We start from the raw sequence: 21290 nt of genomic DNA, 5'->3' as shown, positions 1-21290 counted from the left end.
CTTATGCTTTGTTGTGTTCGGTTCTGTTTGGTTGGTGCGATGAGGAGCATCGGTCGTGAAGAAGACGTCGACCCGCCTTGCCGATGGGCGCGAGCTCATCTACTACGACTCGCGCGACGACGTCGTCCGGGAAGCCGTCGACCGGCGCCCCCTCGACCGCACGGTCACCACGTCGGAGATCCGCCGCGACCCGCTGCTCGGTGACTCCGTGGCCATCGCCTCGCACCGCCAGGGCCGCACGTACCACCCGCCGGCCGACGAGTGCCCGCTGTGCCCGTCCGAGGGCGAGCGGCTCAGCGAGGTGCCCGACTCCGCGTACGACGTCGTCGTCTTCGAGAACCGGTTCCCCTCGCTCGCCGGTGACTCCGGCCGCTGCGAGGTGGTCTGCTTCACCTCCGACCACGACAAGTCCTTCGCCGACCTCAGCGAGGAGCAGGCCGGACTCGTCCTGGAGGCGTGGACGGACCGGACCGCCGAGCTGTCCCACCTCGACTCCGTCGAGCAGGTCTTCTGCTTCGAGAACCGCGGCGCCGAGATCGGCGTGACCCTCGGCCACCCGCACGGCCAGATCTACGGCTACCCCTTCACCACCCCGCGCACCGCCCTGATGCTGCGCTCGCTGGCCCAGCACAAGGAGCAGACCGGCGGCCGGAACCTCTTCGCCGACGTGCTGGAGAAGGAACTCGCGGACGGCTCGCGGATCGTCCTGGAGGGCGAGCACTGGGTCGCCTTCGTGCCGTACGCCGCGCACTGGCCCTACGAGGTCCACCTCTACCCGAAGCGCCAGGTCCCCGACCTGCTCGGGCTCGACGACGCAGCGCGCACAGAGTTCCCCAAGATTTATCTGGAACTCTTGAGGCGCTTCGACCGGATCTTCGGTGAGGACCAGCCGGTGACGCCGTACATCGCGGCCTGGCACCAGGCGCCGTTCGGTTCGCTGGACGAGTTCGAGGGCGTCAACCGCGACGACTTCGCGCTCCACCTCGAGCTTTTCACCATCCGCCGCACTTCCGGCAAGCTGAAGTTCCTCGCGGGTTCCGAATCCGGCATGAGCGTGTTCATCAACGACGTGCCGCCGGAGACCGCGGCCGAGCGACTGCGAGAGGTAGCGAGCAAGTAATGGGTAAGTACCTGGTCACGGGCGGTGCCGGATACGTCGGCAGCGTCGTCGCGCAGCACCTGCTGGAAGCGGGCCACGAGGTCACCGTCCTCGACAACCTCTCCACCGGCTTCCGCGAGGGCGTGCCCGCCGGCGCGACCTTCGTCGAGGGCGACATCCGCGACGCGGCCAAGTGGCTCGACGCCTCGTACGACGCGGTGCTGCACTTCGCCGCGTTCTCGCAGGTCGGCGAGTCCGTCGTGAAGCCCGAGAAGTACTGGGACAACAACGTCGGCGGGACCATGGCGCTGCTCGGCGCCATGCGCTCCGCGGGCGTCCGCAAGCTCGTCTTCTCCTCCACCGCGGCCACGTACGGCGAGCCGGTCAGCACCCCGATCACCGAGACGGACCCGACCGCACCCACCTCCCCGTACGGCGCCTCGAAGCTCGCCGTCGACCACATGATCACCGGTGAGGCGGCCGCGCACGGGCTGGCCGCCGTGTCCCTGCGGTACTTCAACGTGGCGGGCGCGTACGGCAGTTGCGGCGAGCGGCACGACCCCGAGTCGCACCTCATCCCGCTCGTCCTCCAGGTCGCCCAGGGCCGGCGCGACGCGATCTCCGTCTACGGCGACGACTACCCGACGCCCGACGGCACCTGCGTCCGCGACTACATCCACGTCGCCGACCTCGCCGAGGCGCACCTCCTCGCGGTCGAGGCCGCGCAGCCCGGCGAGCACCTGATCTGCAACCTCGGCAACGGCAACGGGTTCTCGGTCCGCGAGGTCATCGAGACCGTCCGCCAGGTCACCGGGCACCCGATCCCCGAGATCGTCGCCCCGCGTCGCGGCGGCGACCCGGCCGTCCTCGTCGCCTCCGCCGCCACCGCGCACGAGCGCCTCGGCTGGAACCCGTCCCGCGCGGACCTCGCGGGCATCGTCGCCGACGCCTGGGCGTTCGCCCAGGCACGCCGGCAGTAGGAACACGTCGGACCCAGCCGGAACCAGTAGGAACCCAGTAGGAATCAGAGGGCCTCAACTCATGTCCGTCGCCGCTCAGTTCAGCGATCTGTACGGTTACGAGCCCGCGGGAGTGTGGGCGGCACCCGGCCGCGTCAACCTCATCGGCGAGTACACCGACTTCAACGAGGGCTTCGTCATGCCGCTCGCCCTGCCGCACACCGCGGTCGCGGCGGTGGCCCGGCGGGACGACGGCGTGCTGCGCCTGCACTCCGCCGACATCGACGCCCCCGTCGCCGAACTGCGCGTCGACGAGCTGACCCCGCTGAGCAAGTACGGGCAGGGCGGCTGGGCCGCCTACCCGGCGGGCGTCGTCTGGGCGCTGCGCGACGCGGGCCACGCCGTCACGGGCGCGGACGTCCACCTCGCCTCGACGGTGCCGACGGGCGCGGGCCTCTCGTCGTCCGCGGCCCTGGAGGTCGTGACCGCGTACGCGCTCAACGAGCTCTTCGAACTCGGCCTGACCGGGCCGGAGCTGGCGGTCCTCGCGCAGCGCGCCGAGAACGTCTTCGTGGGCGTCCCGTGCGGCGTGATGGACCAGATGGCGTCGGCGTGCGCGACCGAGGGCCACGCGCTGCACCTGGACTGCCGCGACCTGTCGATCCGGCAGGTCCCTTTCGACCTGGCCTCGCAGGGCCTCCAGCTCCTCGTCGTCGACACCCGCGTCAAGCACGAGCTGGGCGACGGCGCGTACGCGGAGCGGCGCGCGGGCTGCGAGGAGGGCGCGCGGCTGCTCGGCGTCTCGCACCTGCGGGACGTCCCGTACGCCGGACTGGACGACGCCCTGCGGACGCTGGAGCAGGCGGGGGCGGACGAGAAGGTCGTCCGCTACGTCCGGCACATCGTCTCCGACGACCACCGCGTCGAGCAGGTCATCGGCCTCCTCGACGCCGGTGACGTGCGCGCCATCGGCCCGGTCCTGGACGCGGGCCACGTCTCGCTCCGCGACGACCTGCGCATCTCCTGCCCCGAGCTGGACCTCGTCGTCGCCACGGCCCGCGCCGCCGGTGCGGTCGGCGCCCGGATGACGGGCGGCGGATTCGGCGGCTCGGCGATCGTGCTGGTGGAGACGGCGGACGCGGACGCGGTCACGAAGTCGGTGCTCGCCGCCTTCGAGGAGGCCGGGTACACGACGCCGCGGGTGTTCCCGGCGGTGCCGTCGGCCGGGGCGCGGCGCGAGGCCTGAGGCAGGGGCGGGGCGGGGCGCCGGCTCAGCCCAGCCGCTTCGTCAGCGTGAACTCCTTGACCCCGGGCGGGTAGTCCGGCACCACGGCCACCACGTCGTAGCCGTGCTGCCGGTAGAAGCCCGGGGCCTGGAAGTCCCACGTCTCCACACGGGAGTTGACGCATTCGCGATCCTCGCGGGCGATGCGCTCGGCCTCCGCGAGGAGCCGCGAGCCCAGGCCGGCGCCGCGGTGCCGGTCGTCGACCCAGAGCAGGTTCACGTGCAGCCAGGTCGCCCAGGTGTGCGCGTCGAGACCACCGGCCAGACTGCCGTCCTCGGCCAACGCCCAGACCTGGAGCGGGGTTTCGCGCTCGTCCGGCGTGCCGCGCAGCCCGCGCAGCTCGGGCGAGGCCTCGGCGTTCGCCTTCCTCAGGAGCGTGCGGAGCAGAAGGCGGCGTTCTTTGTCGACTTCTGCCTCAATGCGAAACATGGGCCTCACCATAAACGCGCCGGACGGTCGAGGGCCGGTCAACCGCCAATCAGTTCTGCGAATTGCCTTCCCCTCAGGGCCTTCAGCCCTACTCTGAGGACAGCACCGGTGGGGGCCGGTGTTGATCAGGGGGCGAGACAGCCGGGTACGACGCCCGGAGTGGGGGTAGCAGTTCGGGCACGGCGGCGGCCGTGCGGCTGCGGCGACCTGTACTCCGGGCGCCGTACCTGCGTTGGTCCGTCCCCCGACCAGTGGGGGTTATCACGTGGTTCGTATTCGGGTCCTGGTCGTCGACGACCATCGCATCTTCGCCGAGTCCCTCGCAGCGGCGCTCGCCGCCGAGCCGGACGTCGACGTATCTGCGGCCGGCAGCGGCCCCGCCGCCCTGCGCTGCCTCGACCGGGCGGCCGCCGAGGGGCGCAGATTCGATGTGCTGCTCGTCGACGCGGACCTGGGGGCGACGTCCCTGCAGGGCATGCGTCCGCCCACCGTGGTCCCGGACGGGGCCGCGCAGAACGGGCTGGTGGACGGCATCTCCCTGGTCTCGGGCGTCCGTTCGGGACAGCCCGCGGTCCGTACGGTGGTGCTCGCCGAGCGGGACGATCCGCGCCGTGCCGCGATGGCGCTGCAGGCCGGGGCGTCCGGATGGGTCGCCAAGGACTGCTCCCTGTCGCGGCTGCTGACCGTCATACGGGGCGTGCTCCGGGACGAGACGCATCTGCCTCCGGCGTTGCTGACGGGTGTGCTGCGGGAGTTGACCGCGGCCCGCAAGCACCGGACGGAGTCGGAGCGGCTCGTGGAGTCCCTGACGCCGCGGGAGCGCGAGGTGTTGCGCTGCATGGTGGCCGGGCTCGGGCGCAAGGCCGTCGCCGAGCGGTTGTTCCTGTCGCCGCACACGGTGCGGACGCACATGCAGAACGTGCTGGGGAAGCTGGGCGTGCACTCGACGTTGGCGGCGGTGGCGCTGGCGCGGCGGGCGGGGGTCGGCCCGGTCGACCTGGAGGCCGCGAGCTGAGCCCTGCCGGGTGTGGCGGGGTGGGTGTCTACGGGGGCGTCTGCCGTGCGGGGCTTTCGTCGCGGGGTGCGGGTGCGTGGGGCTTCTCGCGCAGTTCCCCGCGCCCCTGAGATGCGCACCTGCGGTGCGGCATCTCAGCGCCGGGGGGAGGGCTGCGCGCCAGCGCACGCCTTCCAGGGGCGCGGGGAACTGCGCGAGCAACCCCCACCGGACCCGCAGCCGAAGTCGGTACTTCAGGGGCGCGGGGAACTGCGCGGCCAGCCCCCACCGGGCCGCACCCGGCGACGGGCAGAGAAAGCTGCGGCGCCTAGCCGGGGATGTTGTCGAAGGGGGCCGTCAACTGGCGGAGGAGCGACGCCAGTTCACCCCGCTCCGTACGGGAAAGCTCCGCCAGAATCGCCCGCTCCTGCGCCAGCAACCCCGCCAGGGACTGATCGGCCCGATCCCGCCCCTCCTCGGTGAGGCGGACCAGGACACCACGCCGGTCACTGGGGTCGGGAAGCCGCTCGACGAGGCCCTTCTTGGTGAGCCGGTCGATCCGGTTCGTCATCGTGCCCGACGTCACCAGCGTCTGCGTCAGCAACTGCCCGGGCGAGAGCTGGTACGGCGCACCCGCCCGGCGCAACGACGTCAGGACGTCGAACTCCCACGGCTCCAACTGGTGCTCGGAGAACGCGATGCGGCGGGCGCGGTCGAGATGGCGCGCGAGTCTGCTGACCCGACTGAGCACCTCGAGGGGCTCCACGTCGAGGTCGGGGCGCTCCCGGCGCCACGCTGCGACCAGACGGTCGACCTCGTCCTCCATGACGATCAGTGTAGGGGGTGTGTCGACATGAAGTCTCTTGAAGTCGAGTCTCTTGACATCGAGATACTTTGCCGGGAACCCTGGAACCATGACGACCTCACCCACCTGGGACCCGCAGCAGTACCTCCGGCACGCCGGCCACCGCGGCCGCCCCTTCGCCGACCTGCTCGCCCGCGTCCCCGCCCTGCCCCGCGAACCGGCCCGCATCGCCGACCTCGGCTGCGGCCCCGGCAACGTCACGACGCTGCTCACCGAGCGCTGGCCCACCGCGCGCATCACCGGGTACGACAACTCGCCGGAGATGCTGGAGAAGGCCAAGGTCCACGCCACGGACCGGCTCGACTTCGCGTACGCGGACGCGGCGGACTGGACGCCGGCCCGGACGCACGACCTGATCATGGCCAACGCGACGCTCCAGTGGGTGCCGGGGCACGTCGACGCCTTCCCGCGCTGGGTGGACGCGCTCGCGCCGGGCGGCACGTTCGCCTTCCAGGTCCCCGGCAACTTCGACGCCCCCAGCCACGCCCTGATGCGGGAGCTCGCCGACTCCGCCCGCTGGAAGGACCGCCTCGCCGGGGTACTGCGGCACGGCGACGCGGTGCTCACGCCCACCGCGTACCTGGAGCGGCTCGCCGGGCTCGGCTGCGCGGTCGACGCCTGGGAGACCACGTACACCCACCTGCTGGAGGGGCAGGACCCCGTCCTGGACTGGGTGAAGGGCACCGGCCTGCGCCCCGTGCTCGCCGCTCTCGACGCCGACCCGGCGGCCAGGGACGCGTTCGTGACCGAGTACCGGGACCTGCTCAGGGAGGCGTACCCGGCGACGGAGCACGGCACGGTGCTGCCGTTCCGGCGGATCTTCGTGGTCGCGGTGAAGCCCGCGTGATCACGGCCCTTGACCACGTCCAGCTCGCCGCCCCCGAGGGGAGCGAGGGCCTGCTGCGCGCCTTCTACGCCGATGTCCTCGGCATGACCGAGACCGCCAAGCCGCCGGAGCTCGCCGCGCGGGGCGGGTGCTGGTTCGAGGCCGGTGACGTACGGCTGCATCTGGGCGTGGAGGCCGGCTTCCGGGCCGCGCGCAAGGCGCACCCGGGGCTGCGGGTGCGGGACATCGAGGCGTACGCGGGCCGGCTCGCTCGGCTCGGTGCCGAGGTGGTGTGGGACGACGCGCTGCCGGGGCACCGGCGGTTCTCCTCCGTGGACCCCGTCGGCAACCGGCTGGAGTTCCTCGAACCGACCGCCGACGCGCGCCCCTGACCAGGCCCTAGCTCTTGCGATGCCCTATGAGCCGCGGCTTCGGCTCCAGGCCGTCCAGGCCGTGCCAGGCCAGGTTCACCAGGTGCGCCGCGACCTCCGCCTTCTTCGGCTTGCGGGCGTCCAGCCACCACTGGCCGGTCAGCGCGACCATCCCGACCAGCGCCTGCGCGTACAGCGGGGCGAGCTTCGGGTCGAAGCCGCGGGCCTTGAACTCGCGGCCCAGGATGTCCTCGACCTGCGTCGCGATGTCGGAGATCAGCGACGCGAAGGAACCCGTGGACTGCGGGATGGGGGAGTCGCGGACCAGGATGCGGAAGCCGTCCGTGTACTCCTCGATGTAGTCGAGGAGCGCGAAGGCCGCCTGCTCGCACAGCTCCCGCGGATGGCCCGCGGTCAGCGAGCCGGTCACCATGTCGAGCAGCTGGCGCATCTCGCGGTCGACGACGACCGCGTACAGCCCTTCCTTGCCACCGAAGTGCTCGTACACCACCGGCTTGGAGACCCCGGCCTTCGCCGCGATCTCCTCCACCGACGTGCCCTCGAAGCCCTTGGTGGCGAAGAGGACCCGGCCGATCTCCAGGAGCTGCTGGCGCCGCTCCGCCCCGGTCATCCGCGTACGGCGCGCACGCCTCGGCTTGTCGGGCCTGTCACTGCTCGCGTTGCCTGGGGTGCTTGAGTCGGTCGCCACGACTCCCATCATGCCGTGCCGGGGTCATGCCGCGTCGGCGGCCTGCGGCTTCCGGCGGGCGGCGATGCGGTCCTTCGACGGCCAGCGCACGTCGGACGCCCAGCCGGCCAGCTCGAACCAGCGGATCAGCCGGGCCGAGGAGTCGACCTGGCCGCGCATCACACCGTGCCGGGCCGACGTCGGGTCGGCGTGGTGCAGGTTGTGCCAGGACTCGCCGCAGGACAGGACGGCCAGCCACCACACGTTGCCGGAGCGGTCGCGGGACTTGAAGGGGCGCTTGCCGACCGCGTGACAGATCGAGTTGATCGACCACGTCACGTGGTGCAGGAGTGCCACCCGCACGAGCGAGCCCCAGAAGAACGCGGTGAACGCGCCCCACCACGACATCGTGACCAGACCGCCGATCAGCGCGGGCAGGGCCAGCGACAGCATCGTCCAGAAGATGAACTGGCGGGAGATCGCGCGGATCGCCGGGTCCTTGATCAGGTCGGGCGCGTACTTCTCCTGCGGCGTCTGCTCCTCGTCGAACATCCAGCCGATGTGCGCCCACCACAGGCCCTTCATCAGCGCCGGGACGGTCTCCCCGAACCGCCACGGCGAGTGCGGGTCGCCCTCCGCGTCGGAGAACTTGTGGTGCTTGCGGTGATCGGCGACCCAGCGGACCAGGGGGCCCTCCACCGCCATCGAGCCCGCGATCGCGAGCGCGATGCGCAGCGGGCGCTTCGCCTTGAAGGAGCCGTGCGTGAAGTAGCGGTGGAAGCCGATGGTGATGCCGTGGCAGCCGAGGTAGTAGAAGAACACGAGGAGGCCGAGGTCCAGCCAGCTCACGCCCCAGCCCCAGGCCAGCGGCACCGCCGCGAGCAGCGCCAGGAAGGGCACGGCGATGAAGAGGAGCAGCGTGATCTGCTCAAGGGAGCGTTTCTGCTCCCCGCCCAGCGTCGCCGACCGGACCGGAGCGGCGGACGGTCCTGACGCCTCCTCGGGTGCGTCGTCGATCACATCGGAGCGTGTGGCCATGGGAAGTCCCCTGTAAGTCGAGGGTTGAGAGGGTTGAGAGGGCCTGAGACGGGTCAGGAGATCCACTGAGATCCGCGGACAGAGTGCCTTCGTCATGCCTACGGTTCCGTAACCTACGGCGTCGTAAGTATGGCAGCGCGCGGCCGGGCGGCAAGAGGCCCCGAGCCGTGCCGCGACCACGGGCACATATCCTTGGAAACGGTCGGACAGCGCGGTCCGCTCTGAATCTCCACCCGGGACTACTACCCGGATCCCGGGGACTCTTCCCTCCAGACGAGCTTCACCACTGCAAGGAGCCGCACCTGTGAGCAGTGCCGATCAGACCGCTACGAGCACCAGCCCCGAGCTGCGCGCCGACATCCGCCGCCTCGGTGACCTGCTGGGCGAGACCCTGGTCCGCCAGGAGGGTCCCGAACTGCTCGACCTGGTCGAGAAGGTCCGCCGCCTGACCCGTGAGGACGGCGAGGCCGCCGCCGAGCTGCTGCGCGGCACCGAACTGGAGACCGCGGCCAAGCTGGTCCGCGCCTTCTCCACGTACTTCCACCTGGCCAACGTGACGGAGCAGGTGCACCGCGGCCGCGAGCTGCGGGCCAAGCGCGCCGCCGAGGGCGGTCTGCTCGCCCGCACCGCGGACCGGCTCAAGGACGCGGACCCGGAGCACCTGCGCGCCACGGTGAGCAACCTCAACGTGCGGCCCGTCTTCACGGCCCACCCGACCGAGGCCGCCCGCCGCAGCGTCCTGAACAAGCTGCGCCGCATCGCCGAGCTGCTGGAGACGCCGGTCCTGGAGACCGACCGCCGCCGCTACGACACCCGCCTCGCCGAGAACATCGACCTGGTGTGGCAGACGGACGAGCTGCGCGTGGTGCGTCCCGAGGTGACGGACGAGTCCCGCAACGCGATCTACTACCTGGACGAGCTGCACGCCGGTGCCGTGGGCGACGTGCTGGAGGACCTCACCGCCGAGCTGGAGCGGGTCGGCGTCACCCTCCCCGAGGCGACGCGGCCGCTGACCTTCGGCACCTGGATCGGCGGCGACCGGGACGGCAACCCGAACGTGACCCCGCAGGTCACCTGGGACGTGCTGATCCTGCAGCACGAGCACGGCATCAACGACGCGCTCGACATGATCGACGAGCTGCGCGGCTTCCTGTCGAACTCGATCCGCTACACGGGGGCCACCGAGGAGCTGCTGACCTCGCTGCAGTGCGACCTGGAGCGGCTGCCGGAGATCAGCCCGCGCTACAAGCGGCTGAACGCGGAGGAGCCCTACCGGCTGAAGGCGACCGCGATCCGGCAGAAGCTGGAGAACACCAAGACGCGCCTGGCCAGGAACACCCCGCACGAGGACGGCCGCGACTACCTCGGCACCGCCGAGCTGCTGCACGACCTCACGCTGATCCAGACGTCGCTGCGCGAGCACCGCGGCGGGCTGTTCGCCGAGGGCCGGATGAACCGCACGATCCGTACGCTCTCCGCGTTCGGTCTGCAGCTGGCCACCATGGACGTACGTGAGCATGCGGACGCCCACCACCACGCGCTCGGCCAGCTCTTCGACCGGCTCGGCGAGGAGTCCTGGCGCTACACCGACATGCCGCGCGACTACCGCGGCAAGCTGCTCGCCAAGGAGCTGCGGTCGAGGCGGCCGCTGGCGCCGACCCCGGCCCCGCTGGACGCCGACGGCGAGAAGACCCTGGGCGTCTTCCACACGGTGAGGAAGGCCCTGGACGTGTTCGGGCCCGAGGTCATCGAGTCGTACATCATCTCGATGTGCCAGGGCGCCGACGACGTCTTCGCGGCCGCGGTGCTGGCCCGCGAGGCGGGGCTGATCGATCTGCACGCCGGCTGGGCGAAGATCGGCATCGTGCCGCTCCTGGAGACCACGGACGAGCTCAAGGCGGCCGACACGATCCTGGAGGACATGCTCTCCGACCCGTCCTACCGGCGCCTGGTCGCGCTCAACGGGGACGTGCAGGAGGTCATGCTCGGCTACTCCGACTCCTCGAAGTTCGGCGGCATCACCACCTCGCAGTGGGAGATCCACCGCGCCCAGCGCCGGCTGCGCGACGTCGCCCACCGCTACGGCGTGCGGCTGCGCCTCTTCCACGGCCGCGGCGGCACCGTCGGCCGCGGTGGCGGCCCCTCGCACGACGCGATCCTCGCCCAGCCCTGGGGAACCCTGGAGGGCGAGATCAAGGTGACCGAGCAGGGCGAGGTGATCAGCGACAAGTACCTGGTGCCGTCGCTGGCCAGGGAGAACCTGGAGCTGACCGTCGCGGCCACCCTCCAGGCGTCCGCGCTGCACACCGCACCGCGCCAGTCCGACGAGGCGCTGGCCCGCTGGGACGCCGCCATGGACGTCGTCTCCGACGCCGCGCACGCCGCGTACCGCAAGCTGGTCGAGGACCCGGACCTGCCGACGTACTTCCTCGCCTCGACCCCGGTCGACCAGCTCGCCGACCTGCACCTGGGCTCGCGGCCCTCCCGCCGCCCCGGCTCGGGCGTCTCGCTCGACGGGCTGCGGGCCATCCCGTGGGTGTTCGGCTGGACCCAGTCCCGGCAGATCGTGCCCGGCTGGTTCGGCGTCGGCTCCGGTCTGAAGGCGCTGCGCGAGGCGGGCCTCGACATGGTCCTCGACGAGATGCACGAGCACTGGCACTTCTTCCAGAACTTCATCTCCAACGTCGAGATGACGCTCGCGAAGACGGACCTGCGCATCGCCCGGCACTACGTCGAGACGCTCGTGCCGGACGAGCTCCAGCACGTGTTCGCCGACATCGAGGCCGAGCACGCGCTCACCGTCGCCGAGATCCTGAAGATCACCGGCGGGGCCGAGCTCCTCGACTCGCAGCCGGTCCTGAAGCAGACGTTCGCGATCCGGGACGCCTACCTCGACCCGATCTCGTACCTCCAGGTCGCCCTGCTCAAGCGGCAGCGCGAGGCGGCCGCCGCGAACGAGGAGCCGGACCCGACCCTCGCCCGGGCCCTGCTGCTGACCGTGAACGGTGTCGCGGCGGGTCTGCGCAACACCGGCTGAGCTAGAGGCTCAGGGCGGCGAAGGCCGCCGTGAGCAGCACGAATCCGGCGCCTCCCGTGATCCACGTGAGGCGCCGGTTGCGTATCCCGCCGGCCAGCACCACCGACGCGAGCAGCAGCGCGCCGCCCAGCGGCACCCAGGCGTGCAGGAAGCCGGCCGTGCCGGCGCGCACCGCGGACGTGGAGCTCGGCTTGAGGACGACGGGGAAGCTCGCGCCCTTCTTCTCCCCGATCGAGCGGTCGATCGTCACGCGCGCATGGCGGACGGCGGTGGGGGAGGCCGGCGCGAACGGGCCGGTGCAGGTCTCGTCCGCGCACCGCGTCACCGTCATCGTGCCGCGCTCACGGCCCTTGGGGAACATCACGTGCTGCGCCGCGCCCCACGACGTGAACACACCGGCGATCAGCAGCAGCGCGGCGAGCGCCGCCGCCGCGATCTGACGGGCAACTGGCAACATGGCCGGATCCTTGGCCATGACCCGGCGTACGGTCAACTCCGGCCGGCGGTATATCCGTACAGGTCAGGAGTTGTACGACGACTGCGCGCGCTCCAGGCCCTCGGTCACGAGCGCCTCCACGGCGTCGGCCGCGCGGTCCACGAAATAGTCCAGTTCCTTGCGCTCCGCCGAGGAGAAGTCCTTCAGGACGAAGTCCGCGACCTGCATCCGGCCCGGCGGCCGGCCGATCCCGAACCGCACCCGGTGGTAGTCGGCGCCCAGCGCCTTGGTGATCGACTTGAGGCCGTTGTGACCGTTGTCGCCGCCGCCCAGCTTCAGGCGCAGCACCCCGTAGTCGATGTCCAGCTCGTCGTGGACGGCCACGATGTGCGCCGTCGGCACCTTGTAGAAGTCGCACAGCGCGGTGACCGGGCCGCCGGAGACGTTCATGTACGACATCGGCTTGGCGAGGATCACGCGGCGGTTGGCAGGGCCGGGCGGACCGATGCGGCCCTCGACGACCTGCGCCTGGCCCTTGGTGGCCCGCTTGAACTTGGCGCCCATCCGCCGCGCCAGCAGGTCGGCCACCATGAAGCCGACGTTGTGCCGGTTCATCGCGTACTCGGGGCCTGGGTTGCCGAGCCCGGCGATCAGCCAGGGAGCGTTCTCGTCGGACATGCGCCTTCCTTGGGCCTGGTCGTGGTCGTGGAGAGCGGTACGGGGTGGTGGGCCGTGCCCACCACCCCGTACACAGGTCGACTGCGGAAGGCTCAGGCCTCCGCGGCGGCCTCGTCGCCCTCGGCGTCGGCCGGGGCCTCCTCGGCCTGCGCGGCCAGGACCTGCAGGACGACGGCGTCGCCGTCGACGGCCAGCGTGGTGCCGGACGGCAGGGTGATGTCCTTGGCGTGGACGGCCGCACCGGCGTCGAGGCCGGCGATCGAGACGGTGACCGACTCGGGGATGTGCGTGGCCTCGGCCTCGACCGGCAGGGTGTTCAGGACGTGCTCGAGCAGGTTGCCGCCGGCGGCGAGCTCGCCCTCGGTGACGATCGGGAGCTCGACGGTGACCTTCTCGCCGCGCTTCACGAGGAGCAGGTCGACGTGCTCGAGGAAGCCCTTCAGCGGGTCGCGCTGCACGGCCTTCGGGATCGCCAGCTCGTTCGTGCCGTCGATGTCCAGGGACAGCAGGACGTTCGGCGTGCGCAGGGCGAGCTGCAGCTCGTGGCCCGGCAGCGTGACGTGGATCGGGTCGCCACCGTGACCGTAGACGACGCCGGGAACCTTGTTCTCGCGGCGGATGCGGCGGGCGGCGCCCTTGCCGAACTCGGAACGGGTCTCGGCGGCGAGCTTGACCTCGGACATGTGCTCTCAACTCCTCGTAGAACTGGGGGAATCCCCACAACGGGCGGTCACCCGGCCACGAACGGCCTGCTACGAAGAGCGCGTCGATAACGGACAGCCGTACAAGAAGTACGGCCTCCCTCGCCGAGCAACTTTCGCAGTTTACCCGGCGCGGGAGGCCGCACCCAAATGGATCTTCTAGCGCATGATCAGCGCACGATCACGCTTCGCCCTCGAAGAGGCTGGTCACCGAGCCGTCCTCGAAGACCTCGCGCACCGCGGAGGCGATGGTCGGGGCGATCGACAGGACCGTGATCTTGTCGAGCTCCAGCTCGTTCGGCGTCGGCAGCGTGTTCGTGAAGACGAACTCGCTCACCTTGGAGTTCTTCAGGCGGTCCGCGGCCGGGCCGGACAGCACGCCGTGCGTGGCCGTCACGATGACGTCCTCGGCGCCGTGCGCGAACAGGGCGTCGGCGGCGGCGCAGATCGTGCCACCGGTGTCGATCATGTCGTCGACCAGGACGCAGACGCGGCCCTTCACGTCACCGACGACCTCGTGGACGGTCACCTGGTTGGCGACGTCCTTGTCGCGGCGCTTGTGGACGATCGCCAGCGGCGCGCCGAGGCGGTCGCACCAGCGGTCGGCGACGCGCACGCGGCCGGCGTCGGGGGAGACGACGGTCAGCTTGTCGCGGTCGACCTTCGCGCCCACGTAGTCCGCCAGGATCGGCAGCGCGAACAGGTGGTCCACCGGGCCGTCGAAGAAGCCCTGGATCTGGTCCGTGTGCAGATCGACGGTGAGGATGCGGTCGGCGCCCGCGGTCTTCATCAGGTCCGCGATCAGACGCGCCGAGATCGGTTCACGTCCACGGTGCTTCTTGTCCTGCCGCGCGTAACCGTAGAACGGCACGATGACGGTGATGGAGCGGGCCGACGCGCGCTTCAGCGCGTCGATCATGATCAGCTGCTCCATGATCCACTTGTTGATCGGAGCCGTGTGGCTCTGGATCAGGAAGCAGTCGGCGCCGCGAGCGGACTCCTGGTAGCGGACGTAGATCTCGCCGTTGGCGAAATCGAAAGCCTTGGTCGGGACGATCCCGACACCGAGCTGGTGCGCGATCTCCTCGGCAAGCTCGGGGTGGGCGCGGCCAGAGAAGAACATCATCTTCTTCTCGCCCTGCGTCTTGATCCCGGTCACAGCACTAGTCTCCTCAGACGAGTTCGTCCGCCGCAGCTGCCCGCGCGTCCCATTAGCAGCGAGCCAGGCGAATCGTGAGCACCTATCACGGTACGCCGTGTCGGACGCACCTGTTTCCGGTCAGCCCTCGCCGACCGTGTCCTCGGGGTCCCGGGAGCTCGCCTCGGCCGCCTTCGCGGCCGCGCTCCCCGGACGCTTCCGGGCCACCCAACCCTCGATATTCCTTTGCTGGCCCCGGGCGACGGCCAGTGAACCGGCCGGTACGTCCTTCGTGATCACGGAGCCCGCGGCGGTGTACGCACCGTCCCCGACCGTGACAGGCGCCACAATCATGTTGTCCGCACCGGTGCGGCAGTGCGACCCGATCGTCGAGTGGTGCTTGTGCTGGCCGTCGTAGTTCACGAAGACGCTGGCGGCGCCGATGTTGGTGAAGTCGCCGATCGTCGCGTCGCCCACGTACGACAGGTGCGGCACCTTGGTGCCCTCGCCGATCGTCGCGTTCTTGGTCTCGACGTACGTGCCGATCTTGGACTTCACGCCGAGGCGGGTGCCGGGGCGGAGGTAGGCGAAGGGGCCCACGCTCGCCTCGGGGCCGATCTCGGCGCTGTCGGCCACCGTGTTGTCCACGCGGGCACCCGCGCCGACCCTGGTGTTCGTGAGGCGCGTGTTGGGGCCGACCACGGCGCCCTCGGCGATGTGCGTGGTGCCGTGCAGCTGGGTGCCCGGCAGGACGGTGGCGTCGCGCTCGAAGGTGACGGTCACGTCGACGAAGGTGCTGGCCGGGTCGACGACGGTGACGCCGTCGAGCATCGCCTTCTCGAGGAGGCGGTCGTTGAGGATGCGGCGGGCCTCGGACAGCTGCACGCGGTTGTTGATGCCCGCGATCTCCCGGTGGTCCCCGGCCACGGAGGCGCCGACCCGGTGCCCCGCCTCGCGCAGGATGCCGAGGACGTCGGTCAGGTACTCCTCGCCCTGGCTGTTGTCCGTGCGCACCTTGCCCAGGGCGTCGGTCAGCAGGCGGCCGTCGAACGCGAAGACGCCCGAGTTGATCTCCCTGATCGCGCGCTGCGCCTCGGTCGCGTCCTTGTGCTCGACGATCGCGGTGACCGCGCCCGAGACGGTGTCGCGCACGATGCGGCCGTAGCCCGTCGCGTCCGGCATCTCGGCGGTCAGCACGGTGACCGCGTTGCCGTCGGCGGCGTGCGTGGCGGCCAGGCGCTCCAGGGTCGCGCCGGTGAGCAGCGGGGTGTCGCCGCAGACCACGACGACCGTGCCGTCCACGCTGCCGTCGAGCCCTTCGAGGCCCATCCGCACGGCGTGCCCCGTGCCGTTCTGCTCGGCCTGGACGGCGGTGCGGGCGGTGGTGTCGACGGCGCTCACGTGCGCGGCGACCTTCTCGCGCTCGTGGCCCACGACCACGACGAGCTGCTCGGGGGTCAACTCCCGTGCGGCGGCCAGCACATGGCCGACCAGCGAGCGGCCGCAGAGATCGTGCAGGACTTTGGGCGTGGCCGACTTCATACGGGTGCCCTCACCCGCTGCGAGAACGACGACGGCGGCCGGACTAGTGGCGCTCACGGGTGTGCCCTTCGGCTTCGGGATGTCTTGTGGGGTGGACATCCGCAGGATACCGGGGGGTTTGGGGGTGGAAATAAGGGCGGGTCCCGACCTGTGTGGTCAGGACCCTGAAAGTGCTGAGCTCCCCCGCCAGGACTCGAACCCGGACAAATGGCACCAAAAGCCACGGTGCTGCCAATTACACCACGGGGGACGGAACTCGACGGGACTGGACGTGGTCCCAGGTCGCCGAGTGGGCACCCAACACTATGCCGTACCAAGCGCCTTGCGTGCGACGGTACAGGTGGGCGCGCTCGCCTGTGGCGTGTGTCATAGCCGGGGAGATCGCGGAACGTGGCATTCCGGGTGGAAACCCTTGGGGCTCGGCAGTTCGAGGGATACCGGCCCGTTTCGCTTCCGTTCGATTGCGGGGGGTGGTGTAGGCCAGTAAGCAAAACTCGCCGGAAATCGGGCGGGGGCCGCCCGTAGGCTGGAGGCATGACCACGACGGGGGAAGTTCACCGAGCCACGGCCGGGGGGCCGTGGTGGTGGGAGCGGCGGCGCAGCGCGCTGTTCGATATCGGGCTCGCGGGGGTGTCCGCCGCGGAATGCGCGGTCGAGGGGATCCCCTTCGCGCGCAACGCGGGACTGCCGTTCGCGGTCGGGGTCGTGTTCGGGGTGCTCGCCGGGTCCACGCTCGTGCTGCGGCGGCGCTGGCCGATCGCGGTGGTGCTGGTGTCGGTGGCGATCACGCCGGCCCAGATGGGCGTGATGCTGACGGTCGTCGGCCTGTACTCGCTGGCCGCCTCCGAGATGCCGCGAAGGATCATCGGGGCGCTCGCCGGGATGTCGTTCGTCGGGGCGCTGATCGTCGCGGTGGTGCGCGCCCAGCAGGACGTGGCGCGCGGCGACGTCTTCCAGGTGGGCAGCTGGTTCGTCCCCTTCGTCGCCATCACCACGGCGCTGGGGGTCACGGCTCCGCCGCTGCTGCTCGGTATGTACGTGGGCGCGCGCCGGCGGCTGATGGAGTCACTGACGGAGCGGAACGATTCGCTGGAGCGGGAGCTGTCGCTGCTCGCGGAGCGGGCCGAGGAGCGGGCCGAGTGGGCGCGCGGCGAGGAGCGGACCCGGATCGCCCGCGAGATGCACGACGTGGTGGCGCACCGGGTGTCGTTGATGGTGGTGCACGCGGCGGCGTTGCAGGCGGTGGCGCGCAAGGACCCGGAGAAGGCCGTGAAGAACGCGGCGCTCGTCGGGGACATGGGGCGGCAGGCGCTCACGGAGCTGCGCGAGATGCTGGGCGTGCTGCGGTCGGGGGACGCGGTGCCGGAGCGTACGGCGGTGCCGTTGGCCGCGGTCGGGGCGGCGGCGGCCGCCGCGGCGTCCCGGGCGGAGGCCGAGTCGGGGGACGGGGGGCCGTGCCTCGCCGAGCTGGAGGAGCTGGTGGGGCAGTCGCGGGCCGCCGGGATGGTGGTGGAGATGACGGTGGAGGGTGAGGTGCGGGTGTACGGCGCCGTGGTGGAGCAGACGGCGTACCGGGTGGTGCAGGAGGCGCTGACGAACGTGCACAAGCATGCGGGCGGGGCGAAGACGTACGTGCGGCTCGCTCATCGGGGGGCCGAGGTGGCGATGCAGGTGGAGAACGAGCCGCCGCCGGTGCCTGCGGCGGCTTCGTCGGTGGGGTTGCCCTCCGGGGGGAACGGGTTGGTGGGGATGAAGGAGCGGGTGGCCGGGCTCGGGGGAGTGTTCGTGTCCGGGCCCACGGATGCGGGGGGTTTCCGGGTGTCGGCGGTGCTGCCCGCGGGGTGAGCCGTGCCGGGGCGGTGGCCGGGGTTTCTGTTGCGCGGCGCCGTGGCTTTTTGCCGAACCGGGGCCGACCCCTCGTTTCCCGTTGCGCCGCACCGTGGTGCCGCCTTGCCCACCCTGCCGCCCCAGGCGGCAGATTGCCCAAGGCGGGGCGGGGCGACTTGTGTGGAGTACGGGCCCCGTCAGGGGCGCGGGGAACTGCGCGAGCGGCCACGGCGGAGTCGCGCGTGGAGAGACGGCGTCAGGTGGCAGACGCGATCCATCGAGCCCCTCCGGCGATTGAGGAGAAGGCGTCAGGTCACCGGTTGCAGGCGTGGCGGCCGGGTGCCCGTGATCAGGGTGTCCAGGGCCTGGTCGATGTCCGGCCCGAGATACCAGTCACCGCTGTGGTCGAGCGCGTAGACCCGCCCCTCCGTGTCGATGGCCAGCAGCGCCTCGGAACCGGACTCCGCCCCCAGCGGACACACCTCGGTGTCGAGCGCGCGCCCCAGGTCGCCGAGGGTGCGCGCCATGTGCAGACCGTGCAGCGGATCGAGGTGCGGCTGGGACGGCGCGACGTGCCGGCCCGGACCGGTGGGCGTGAGGTGGAGGCCGCCGAACTCGGCCCACGCCTCGACCGCCGCCGGAAAGACGGAGTGCCGGTGGCCCGCCGGTGAGACGTGGGTGCGCAGCGCGTCGGCCCAGAACTCGGCCTGCTTGATGTCCCAGCGCCCGGGCTGCCAGCCGGCGGCCCGCAGCGTCGCGTCGACGGCGACGGTGAAGCGGGTGGTGGAAACGGAAGGGGAAGCGGAAGGGGAGTCGGGGGTCACTGGGCGGCCTCGCTGGCATCGGCGGTGGGGTCGACGACGTGGACGCCGAAGTGCGCGGTCAGCGCGGTGCAGGCGCGGCACGGGCGCGCGAACCCGCCGTGCAGCGGATCGCCGTCCTCGCGGATGCGGCGGGTCGTGAGCTTGGCGTGCTTGAGGGCCTTGCGGGCCTCGCTCGCCGTCATCGGTTTGCGTCTCGCGCGTTTGGACTTCTCCGTCCGCTCCGCGTCGGAGGCCGTGAGGTGGCGCGAGATGAGGATGGCCTCGGCGCAGCGCCCGGTGAAACGGTCCCGCTGCGTACTCGTCAGCGTATCCAGGAAGTCCTGGACCAACGGGTGCAGGGCGGGCGGCTGTTCACCCCGGGCCGCCGTGGACGTGAGGGTGGTGCCGCGGACCGAGAGGGCCGCGGCGACGGTCGGCAGGATGCCGTCACGGCGTCCGCGCAGCACGGGCACGGCCTCGGCGTCGGTGGCGCTCCAGCCGACGCGCGGGTCGTTGCCGGACCGGGTGTCCGTGGCTTCGGATGGCGGTGCGGTGCCGCTGTTCATGTGGTGCTTCCCCTCCTGCAATCCCCCAGGTTGCCTGCACAGAGTGCCAAATGGGGCGGCTGGTGCGGAAGCCGGTACCCGCCGACACGCCCGATCGTCACGGCACGGTGACGGCGGGGTGACTGCTGGTCATGGAACCGGAGGCCCGGTGACCGGTGTCGTACAACCGCATAGGCTGTCGTTGTCCGCGATCGATACGGATCAAGATCAAGTTTCAGTACGGATCAGGAACCGTCAAACAGCGCCGCAGGGGGCAACCGCCATGACGACAGGTCGGCTCGGGCAGCAAGCCGCGCCGCCGAACGCGGCCTACGCCGGGCAGGTAGTGCACTTCCCGGATCCGGTACGCGCCGCCCGGCACCCCAGAGGTGTGCGGATGGACGGCGAAGGCTATCCCGATTTCTCGGCGTACGCGCGTGCCGCCGCCGAGATCGCGGAGCCGCCGGAGGGCTTCGGCGTCGACGAGTTGCGGCTCACGGACTACGTGTCGGCCAATGCCGCCCTCGCCGCCTCCGGGCACGAGCTGTGGGACACGATCCCGCCCGTGGCGACCCCGCACGGCTGGACCTGGCACCACGTACGCGGTTCGCGGCGCCTGGAGTTGGTGCCCGTGGAGGTGAAGGCGTTGCTGCGCCATCACGGCGGGCTCGCGACGGCGGCGGTGGACCAGCACAAGCGCGGCACCCGCCCGCTGCAGGACACCAGGCCCGCGCACTTCGGGCTGCCGAAGTCGGCGGTGGCGGTGACCGAGCAGCAAGTGCTCTCCGCCGAGGAGGACTTGGGGTACCGGCTGCCCGGCGCGTACCGCTCGTTCCTGAAGGCCGGTGGCGGCTGCGCGCCCGTCGGGGCCGCGCTGGACGCCGAGTTGGGGCTCCTGGTCGACCAGCCGTTCTTCACCGTCCGGGACGAGGCCGCCGTCAACGACGTGGTCTACGTCAACAAGTGTCTGCGCGATCACCTGACGAAGGACTACCTCGCCGTCGGGTTCGTGCAGGGCGGCATCCTCGCCGTGAAGGTGCGGGGTGCGGCCATCGGGTCCGTGTGGTTCTGCGCGTACGACGACGCGCGGGACGGCGGCGAGACCTCCGGCCTGTCCGTGGCCGAGCGGGTGGAGCGGCTGCTGCTGCCGTGCGGTGACGACTTCGACGTGTTCCTGTCCCGACTGGCCGGAAATCCGCCGGAGTTGGAGACGGTGGCGAATCTGATGGTGGACGGCGGCTTCGCGACCGCGGTCCCGGTCGCGGGTGGGGAGTGACGCTGCGATGGTGACGTTCGCGCAGGCGCAGGAGCGCGCCGAGGAATGGATCAACGGCGAGGTGCCCGCGTACCAGCACCGTGAGGTGCGGGTCCGCGAGTTCGAGCTGGGCTTCGTGGTGTGGGCGGAGGACCGGGAGAACGGTCCGGTGTCCGACGGCGGCCGGCAGCGCCTCGTGATCGCGCGGGACAGCGGCGAGGCGACCCTGTGGCCTTCGCTGCCCGTGGGCGAGGTGATCCGGCGGTACGAGGAGGAGTACGGGCTGCCGGAGGCGCCGGCAGGGCCCGCGGCGCCGCAGCCGCCCGAGCGGGTCGACCTGAACCAGACGTCGTTCCTGCTGAGCCCGCCGGAGTGGCTGCAGGAGGCGGCGGACAAGCTCGGCATCCCCGACCGGCGTTCGGCGCAGTCGTCGCCCGCCCCGGAGCCGGCCGCTGCCGAACCGGAACCGGCTCCCGCCCCGCCTCCGGCGCCCGCGCCCGGCCCCGCCGCCCCGGTGGGCGCGACCCCGTGGGCCGGAACGGACACGAACGGCGCGGGGGACGAGGAGGACCGCTCCGTCCCGCTGCCCGAGACGGTGTTCTCGCCGCCGCTGGCCGAGGACACGCCGCCGCCCGGGGTGACGGCCGAGGCCAAGACCGCCCTGATCGCGGGCGGCAGCCAGCTGCCGCCGACGGCGGTCTCCCCGGCCCTGGGCGAGGACCCGCCGGCTCCCACGTACGGCTACCCGCAGGGCGGTCCGGCCGGTGCGCCCA

At 71.4% G+C, this 21290-nt stretch carries 20 protein-coding genes, 1 tRNA gene and 1 pseudogene; 10 read left to right on the top strand and 12 right to left on the bottom strand.

The genetic code is table 11. The annotated features are described in order from the left end of the window. The first annotated feature begins 55 nt into the window (after nt 1-55). From galT to galK, 3 genes are all read left to right on the top strand, one after another. Entirely contained in the window at nt 56-1120 is a 1065-nt protein-coding gene (galT, locus tag RBJ77_RS29620) for a galactose-1-phosphate uridylyltransferase (RefSeq protein WP_372347806.1), read from the top strand. After that, on the top strand, nt 1120-2079 hold the full coding sequence (galE, locus tag RBJ77_RS29615) for a UDP-glucose 4-epimerase GalE (RefSeq protein ID WP_372347805.1): 960 nt from the start codon (nt 1120-1122) through the stop codon (nt 2077-2079). Before galT ends, galE begins: the two co-directional genes overlap by 1 nt. A 61-nt stretch (nt 2080-2140) precedes the next feature. Next, nucleotides 2141-3304, top strand: coding sequence for a galactokinase (gene galK, locus RBJ77_RS29610; RefSeq protein WP_372347804.1), 1164 nt, complete (start codon nt 2141-2143; stop codon nt 3302-3304). Nucleotides 3305-3329: 25 nt separating this feature from the next. On the opposite strand, the gene RBJ77_RS29605 is transcribed toward galK, so the two are convergent. After that, the gene (locus RBJ77_RS29605; RefSeq protein WP_372347803.1) at nt 3330-3785 is read right to left on the bottom strand and encodes a GNAT family N-acetyltransferase; all 456 of its coding nucleotides are present in this window, start codon (nt 3783-3785) and stop codon (nt 3330-3332) included. A gap of 253 nt (nt 3786-4038) precedes the next feature. Between RBJ77_RS29605 and RBJ77_RS29600 the strand changes: the two genes are divergently transcribed. Beyond that, complete coding sequence (locus RBJ77_RS29600; RefSeq protein ID WP_372347802.1) at nt 4039-4788, top strand: LuxR C-terminal-related transcriptional regulator; 750 nt, start codon at nt 4039-4041, stop codon at nt 4786-4788. Between the two features lie 307 nt (nt 4789-5095). Here RBJ77_RS29600 and RBJ77_RS29595 read toward each other — a convergent pair whose 3' ends face one another. After that, on the bottom strand, nt 5096-5593 hold the full coding sequence (locus tag RBJ77_RS29595; protein WP_372347801.1) for a MarR family winged helix-turn-helix transcriptional regulator: 498 nt from the start codon (nt 5591-5593) through the stop codon (nt 5096-5098). An 88-nt stretch (nt 5594-5681) separates the two neighbouring features. On the opposite strand from RBJ77_RS29595, the gene RBJ77_RS29590 reads away from it, so the two are divergent. Both RBJ77_RS29590 and RBJ77_RS29585 read left to right on the top strand, forming a co-directional pair. After that, complete coding sequence (locus RBJ77_RS29590) at nt 5682-6479, top strand: trans-aconitate 2-methyltransferase (protein ID WP_372347800.1); 798 nt, start codon at nt 5682-5684, stop codon at nt 6477-6479. Further along, entirely contained in the window at nt 6476-6850 is a 375-nt protein-coding gene (locus RBJ77_RS29585; protein ID WP_372347799.1) for a VOC family protein, read from the top strand. Before RBJ77_RS29590 ends, RBJ77_RS29585 begins: the two co-directional genes overlap by 4 nt. Before the next feature lie 7 nt (nt 6851-6857). Here the strand turns inward: RBJ77_RS29585 and RBJ77_RS29580 are convergent, their stop codons facing one another. Both RBJ77_RS29580 and RBJ77_RS29575 read right to left on the bottom strand, forming a co-directional pair. Continuing rightward, nucleotides 6858-7550, bottom strand: coding sequence for a TetR/AcrR family transcriptional regulator (locus RBJ77_RS29580; protein ID WP_255977552.1), 693 nt, complete (start codon nt 7548-7550; stop codon nt 6858-6860). Between the two features lie 12 nt (nt 7551-7562). Then, nucleotides 7563-8555, bottom strand: coding sequence for an acyl-CoA desaturase (locus RBJ77_RS29575; RefSeq protein ID WP_372347798.1), 993 nt, complete (start codon nt 8553-8555; stop codon nt 7563-7565). A 304-nt stretch (nt 8556-8859) separates the two neighbouring features. Here RBJ77_RS29575 and ppc point away from each other — a divergent pair, with 304 nt between their 5' ends. After that, nucleotides 8860-11592 carry a phosphoenolpyruvate carboxylase gene (gene ppc, locus RBJ77_RS29570; protein ID WP_372347797.1) on the top strand — a complete coding sequence of 911 codons (2733 nt, stop codon included), beginning with the start codon at nt 8860-8862 and terminating at the stop codon, nt 11590-11592. 1 nt (nt 11593) lies between these two features. On the opposite strand, the gene RBJ77_RS29565 is transcribed toward ppc, so the two are convergent. The 6 genes from RBJ77_RS29565 to RBJ77_RS29540 form a co-directional block, all read right to left on the bottom strand. Next, on the bottom strand, nt 11594-12049 hold the full coding sequence (locus RBJ77_RS29565) for a hypothetical protein (protein ID WP_372347796.1): 456 nt from the start codon (nt 12047-12049) through the stop codon (nt 11594-11596). Nucleotides 12050-12112: 63 nt separating this feature from the next. Further along, on the bottom strand, nt 12113-12706 hold the full coding sequence (pth, locus tag RBJ77_RS29560) for an aminoacyl-tRNA hydrolase (RefSeq protein WP_372347795.1): 594 nt from the start codon (nt 12704-12706) through the stop codon (nt 12113-12115). A 92-nt stretch (nt 12707-12798) separates the two neighbouring features. Beyond that, a complete protein-coding gene (locus RBJ77_RS29555) occupies nt 12799-13389 on the bottom strand; it encodes a 50S ribosomal protein L25/general stress protein Ctc (protein WP_372347794.1) in 591 nt (196 codons plus the stop codon). 199 nt (nt 13390-13588) lie between these two features. Then, nucleotides 13589-14566 (bottom strand): ribose-phosphate diphosphokinase, encoded by a 978-nt coding sequence (locus tag RBJ77_RS29550; protein WP_255977564.1) that lies wholly within the window; start codon nt 14564-14566, stop codon nt 13589-13591. 120 nt (nt 14567-14686) lie between these two features. Then, nucleotides 14687-16144, bottom strand: coding sequence for a bifunctional UDP-N-acetylglucosamine diphosphorylase/glucosamine-1-phosphate N-acetyltransferase GlmU (glmU, locus tag RBJ77_RS29545; protein WP_372347853.1), 1458 nt, complete (start codon nt 16142-16144; stop codon nt 14687-14689). Between the two features lie 121 nt (nt 16145-16265). Then, nucleotides 16266-16337 (bottom strand) — tRNA-Gln (locus RBJ77_RS29540). Between the two features lie 284 nt (nt 16338-16621). Between RBJ77_RS29540 and RBJ77_RS29535 the strand changes: the two genes are divergently transcribed. Beyond that, the gene (locus RBJ77_RS29535) at nt 16622-17932 is read left to right on the top strand and encodes a sensor histidine kinase (RefSeq protein ID WP_372347793.1); all 1311 of its coding nucleotides are present in this window, start codon (nt 16622-16624) and stop codon (nt 17930-17932) included. A gap of 290 nt (nt 17933-18222) precedes the next feature. On the opposite strand, the gene RBJ77_RS29530 is transcribed toward RBJ77_RS29535, so the two are convergent. Both RBJ77_RS29530 and RBJ77_RS29525 read right to left on the bottom strand, forming a co-directional pair. Beyond that, the gene (locus RBJ77_RS29530; RefSeq protein ID WP_372347792.1) at nt 18223-18738 is read right to left on the bottom strand and encodes an SUKH-3 domain-containing protein; all 516 of its coding nucleotides are present in this window, start codon (nt 18736-18738) and stop codon (nt 18223-18225) included. Beyond that, nucleotides 18735-19283, bottom strand: coding sequence for a YwqJ-related putative deaminase (locus RBJ77_RS29525; RefSeq protein WP_372347791.1), 549 nt, complete (start codon nt 19281-19283; stop codon nt 18735-18737). Before RBJ77_RS29525 ends, RBJ77_RS29530 begins: the two co-directional genes overlap by 4 nt. Before the next feature lie 262 nt (nt 19284-19545). Between RBJ77_RS29525 and RBJ77_RS29520 the strand changes: the two genes are divergently transcribed. Together RBJ77_RS29520 and RBJ77_RS29515 are read left to right on the top strand one after the other, a co-directional pair. Continuing rightward, nucleotides 19546-20538 carry an SMI1/KNR4 family protein gene (locus RBJ77_RS29520; RefSeq protein WP_255983564.1) on the top strand — a complete coding sequence of 331 codons (993 nt, stop codon included), beginning with the start codon at nt 19546-19548 and terminating at the stop codon, nt 20536-20538. 7 nt (nt 20539-20545) lie between these two features. After that, nucleotides 20546-21290, top strand: a pseudogene (locus RBJ77_RS29515) (hypothetical protein); the annotation flags it as partial.

This window comes from Streptomyces sp. KL116D, assembly GCF_030766975.1.
In the GTDB taxonomy this organism is placed as follows: Bacteria; Actinomycetota; Actinomycetes; order Streptomycetales; family Streptomycetaceae; genus Streptomyces; species Streptomyces longispororuber_A.
Note: the sequence above shows the minus strand (reverse complement) of the source record. Positions and strands in the feature narration are given on the sequence as shown.

Excerpts from the sequence above, each read along its gene's own strand:
- RBJ77_RS29605 (WP_372347803.1), bottom strand. The coding sequence starts at position 3,785 with ATGGTGAGGCCCATGTTTCGCATTGAGGCAGAAGTCGACAAAGAACGC.
- RBJ77_RS29565 (WP_372347796.1), bottom strand. The coding sequence starts at position 12,049 with ATGTTGCCAGTTGCCCGTCAGATCGCGGCGGCGGCGCTCGCCGCGCTG.
- RBJ77_RS29555 (WP_372347794.1), bottom strand. The coding sequence starts at position 13,389 with ATGTCCGAGGTCAAGCTCGCCGCCGAGACCCGTTCCGAGTTCGGCAAG.
- RBJ77_RS29590 (WP_372347800.1), top strand. The coding sequence starts at position 5,682 with ATGACGACCTCACCCACCTGGGACCCGCAGCAGTACCTCCGGCACGCC.
- RBJ77_RS29535 (WP_372347793.1), top strand. The coding sequence starts at position 16,622 with ATGACCACGACGGGGGAAGTTCACCGAGCCACGGCCGGGGGGCCGTGG.
- RBJ77_RS29575 (WP_372347798.1), bottom strand. The coding sequence starts at position 8,555 with ATGGCCACACGCTCCGATGTGATCGACGACGCACCCGAGGAGGCGTCA.
- galE (WP_372347805.1), top strand. The coding sequence starts at position 1,120 with ATGGGTAAGTACCTGGTCACGGGCGGTGCCGGATACGTCGGCAGCGTC.
- RBJ77_RS29520 (WP_255983564.1), top strand. The coding sequence starts at position 19,546 with ATGACGACAGGTCGGCTCGGGCAGCAAGCCGCGCCGCCGAACGCGGCC.
- RBJ77_RS29525 (WP_372347791.1), bottom strand. The coding sequence starts at position 19,283 with ATGAACAGCGGCACCGCACCGCCATCCGAAGCCACGGACACCCGGTCC.
- galK (WP_372347804.1), top strand. The coding sequence starts at position 2,141 with ATGTCCGTCGCCGCTCAGTTCAGCGATCTGTACGGTTACGAGCCCGCG.
- pth (WP_372347795.1), bottom strand. The coding sequence starts at position 12,706 with ATGTCCGACGAGAACGCTCCCTGGCTGATCGCCGGGCTCGGCAACCCA.
- RBJ77_RS29595 (WP_372347801.1), bottom strand. The coding sequence starts at position 5,593 with ATGGAGGACGAGGTCGACCGTCTGGTCGCAGCGTGGCGCCGGGAGCGC.
- RBJ77_RS29580 (WP_255977552.1), bottom strand. The coding sequence starts at position 7,550 with ATGATGGGAGTCGTGGCGACCGACTCAAGCACCCCAGGCAACGCGAGC.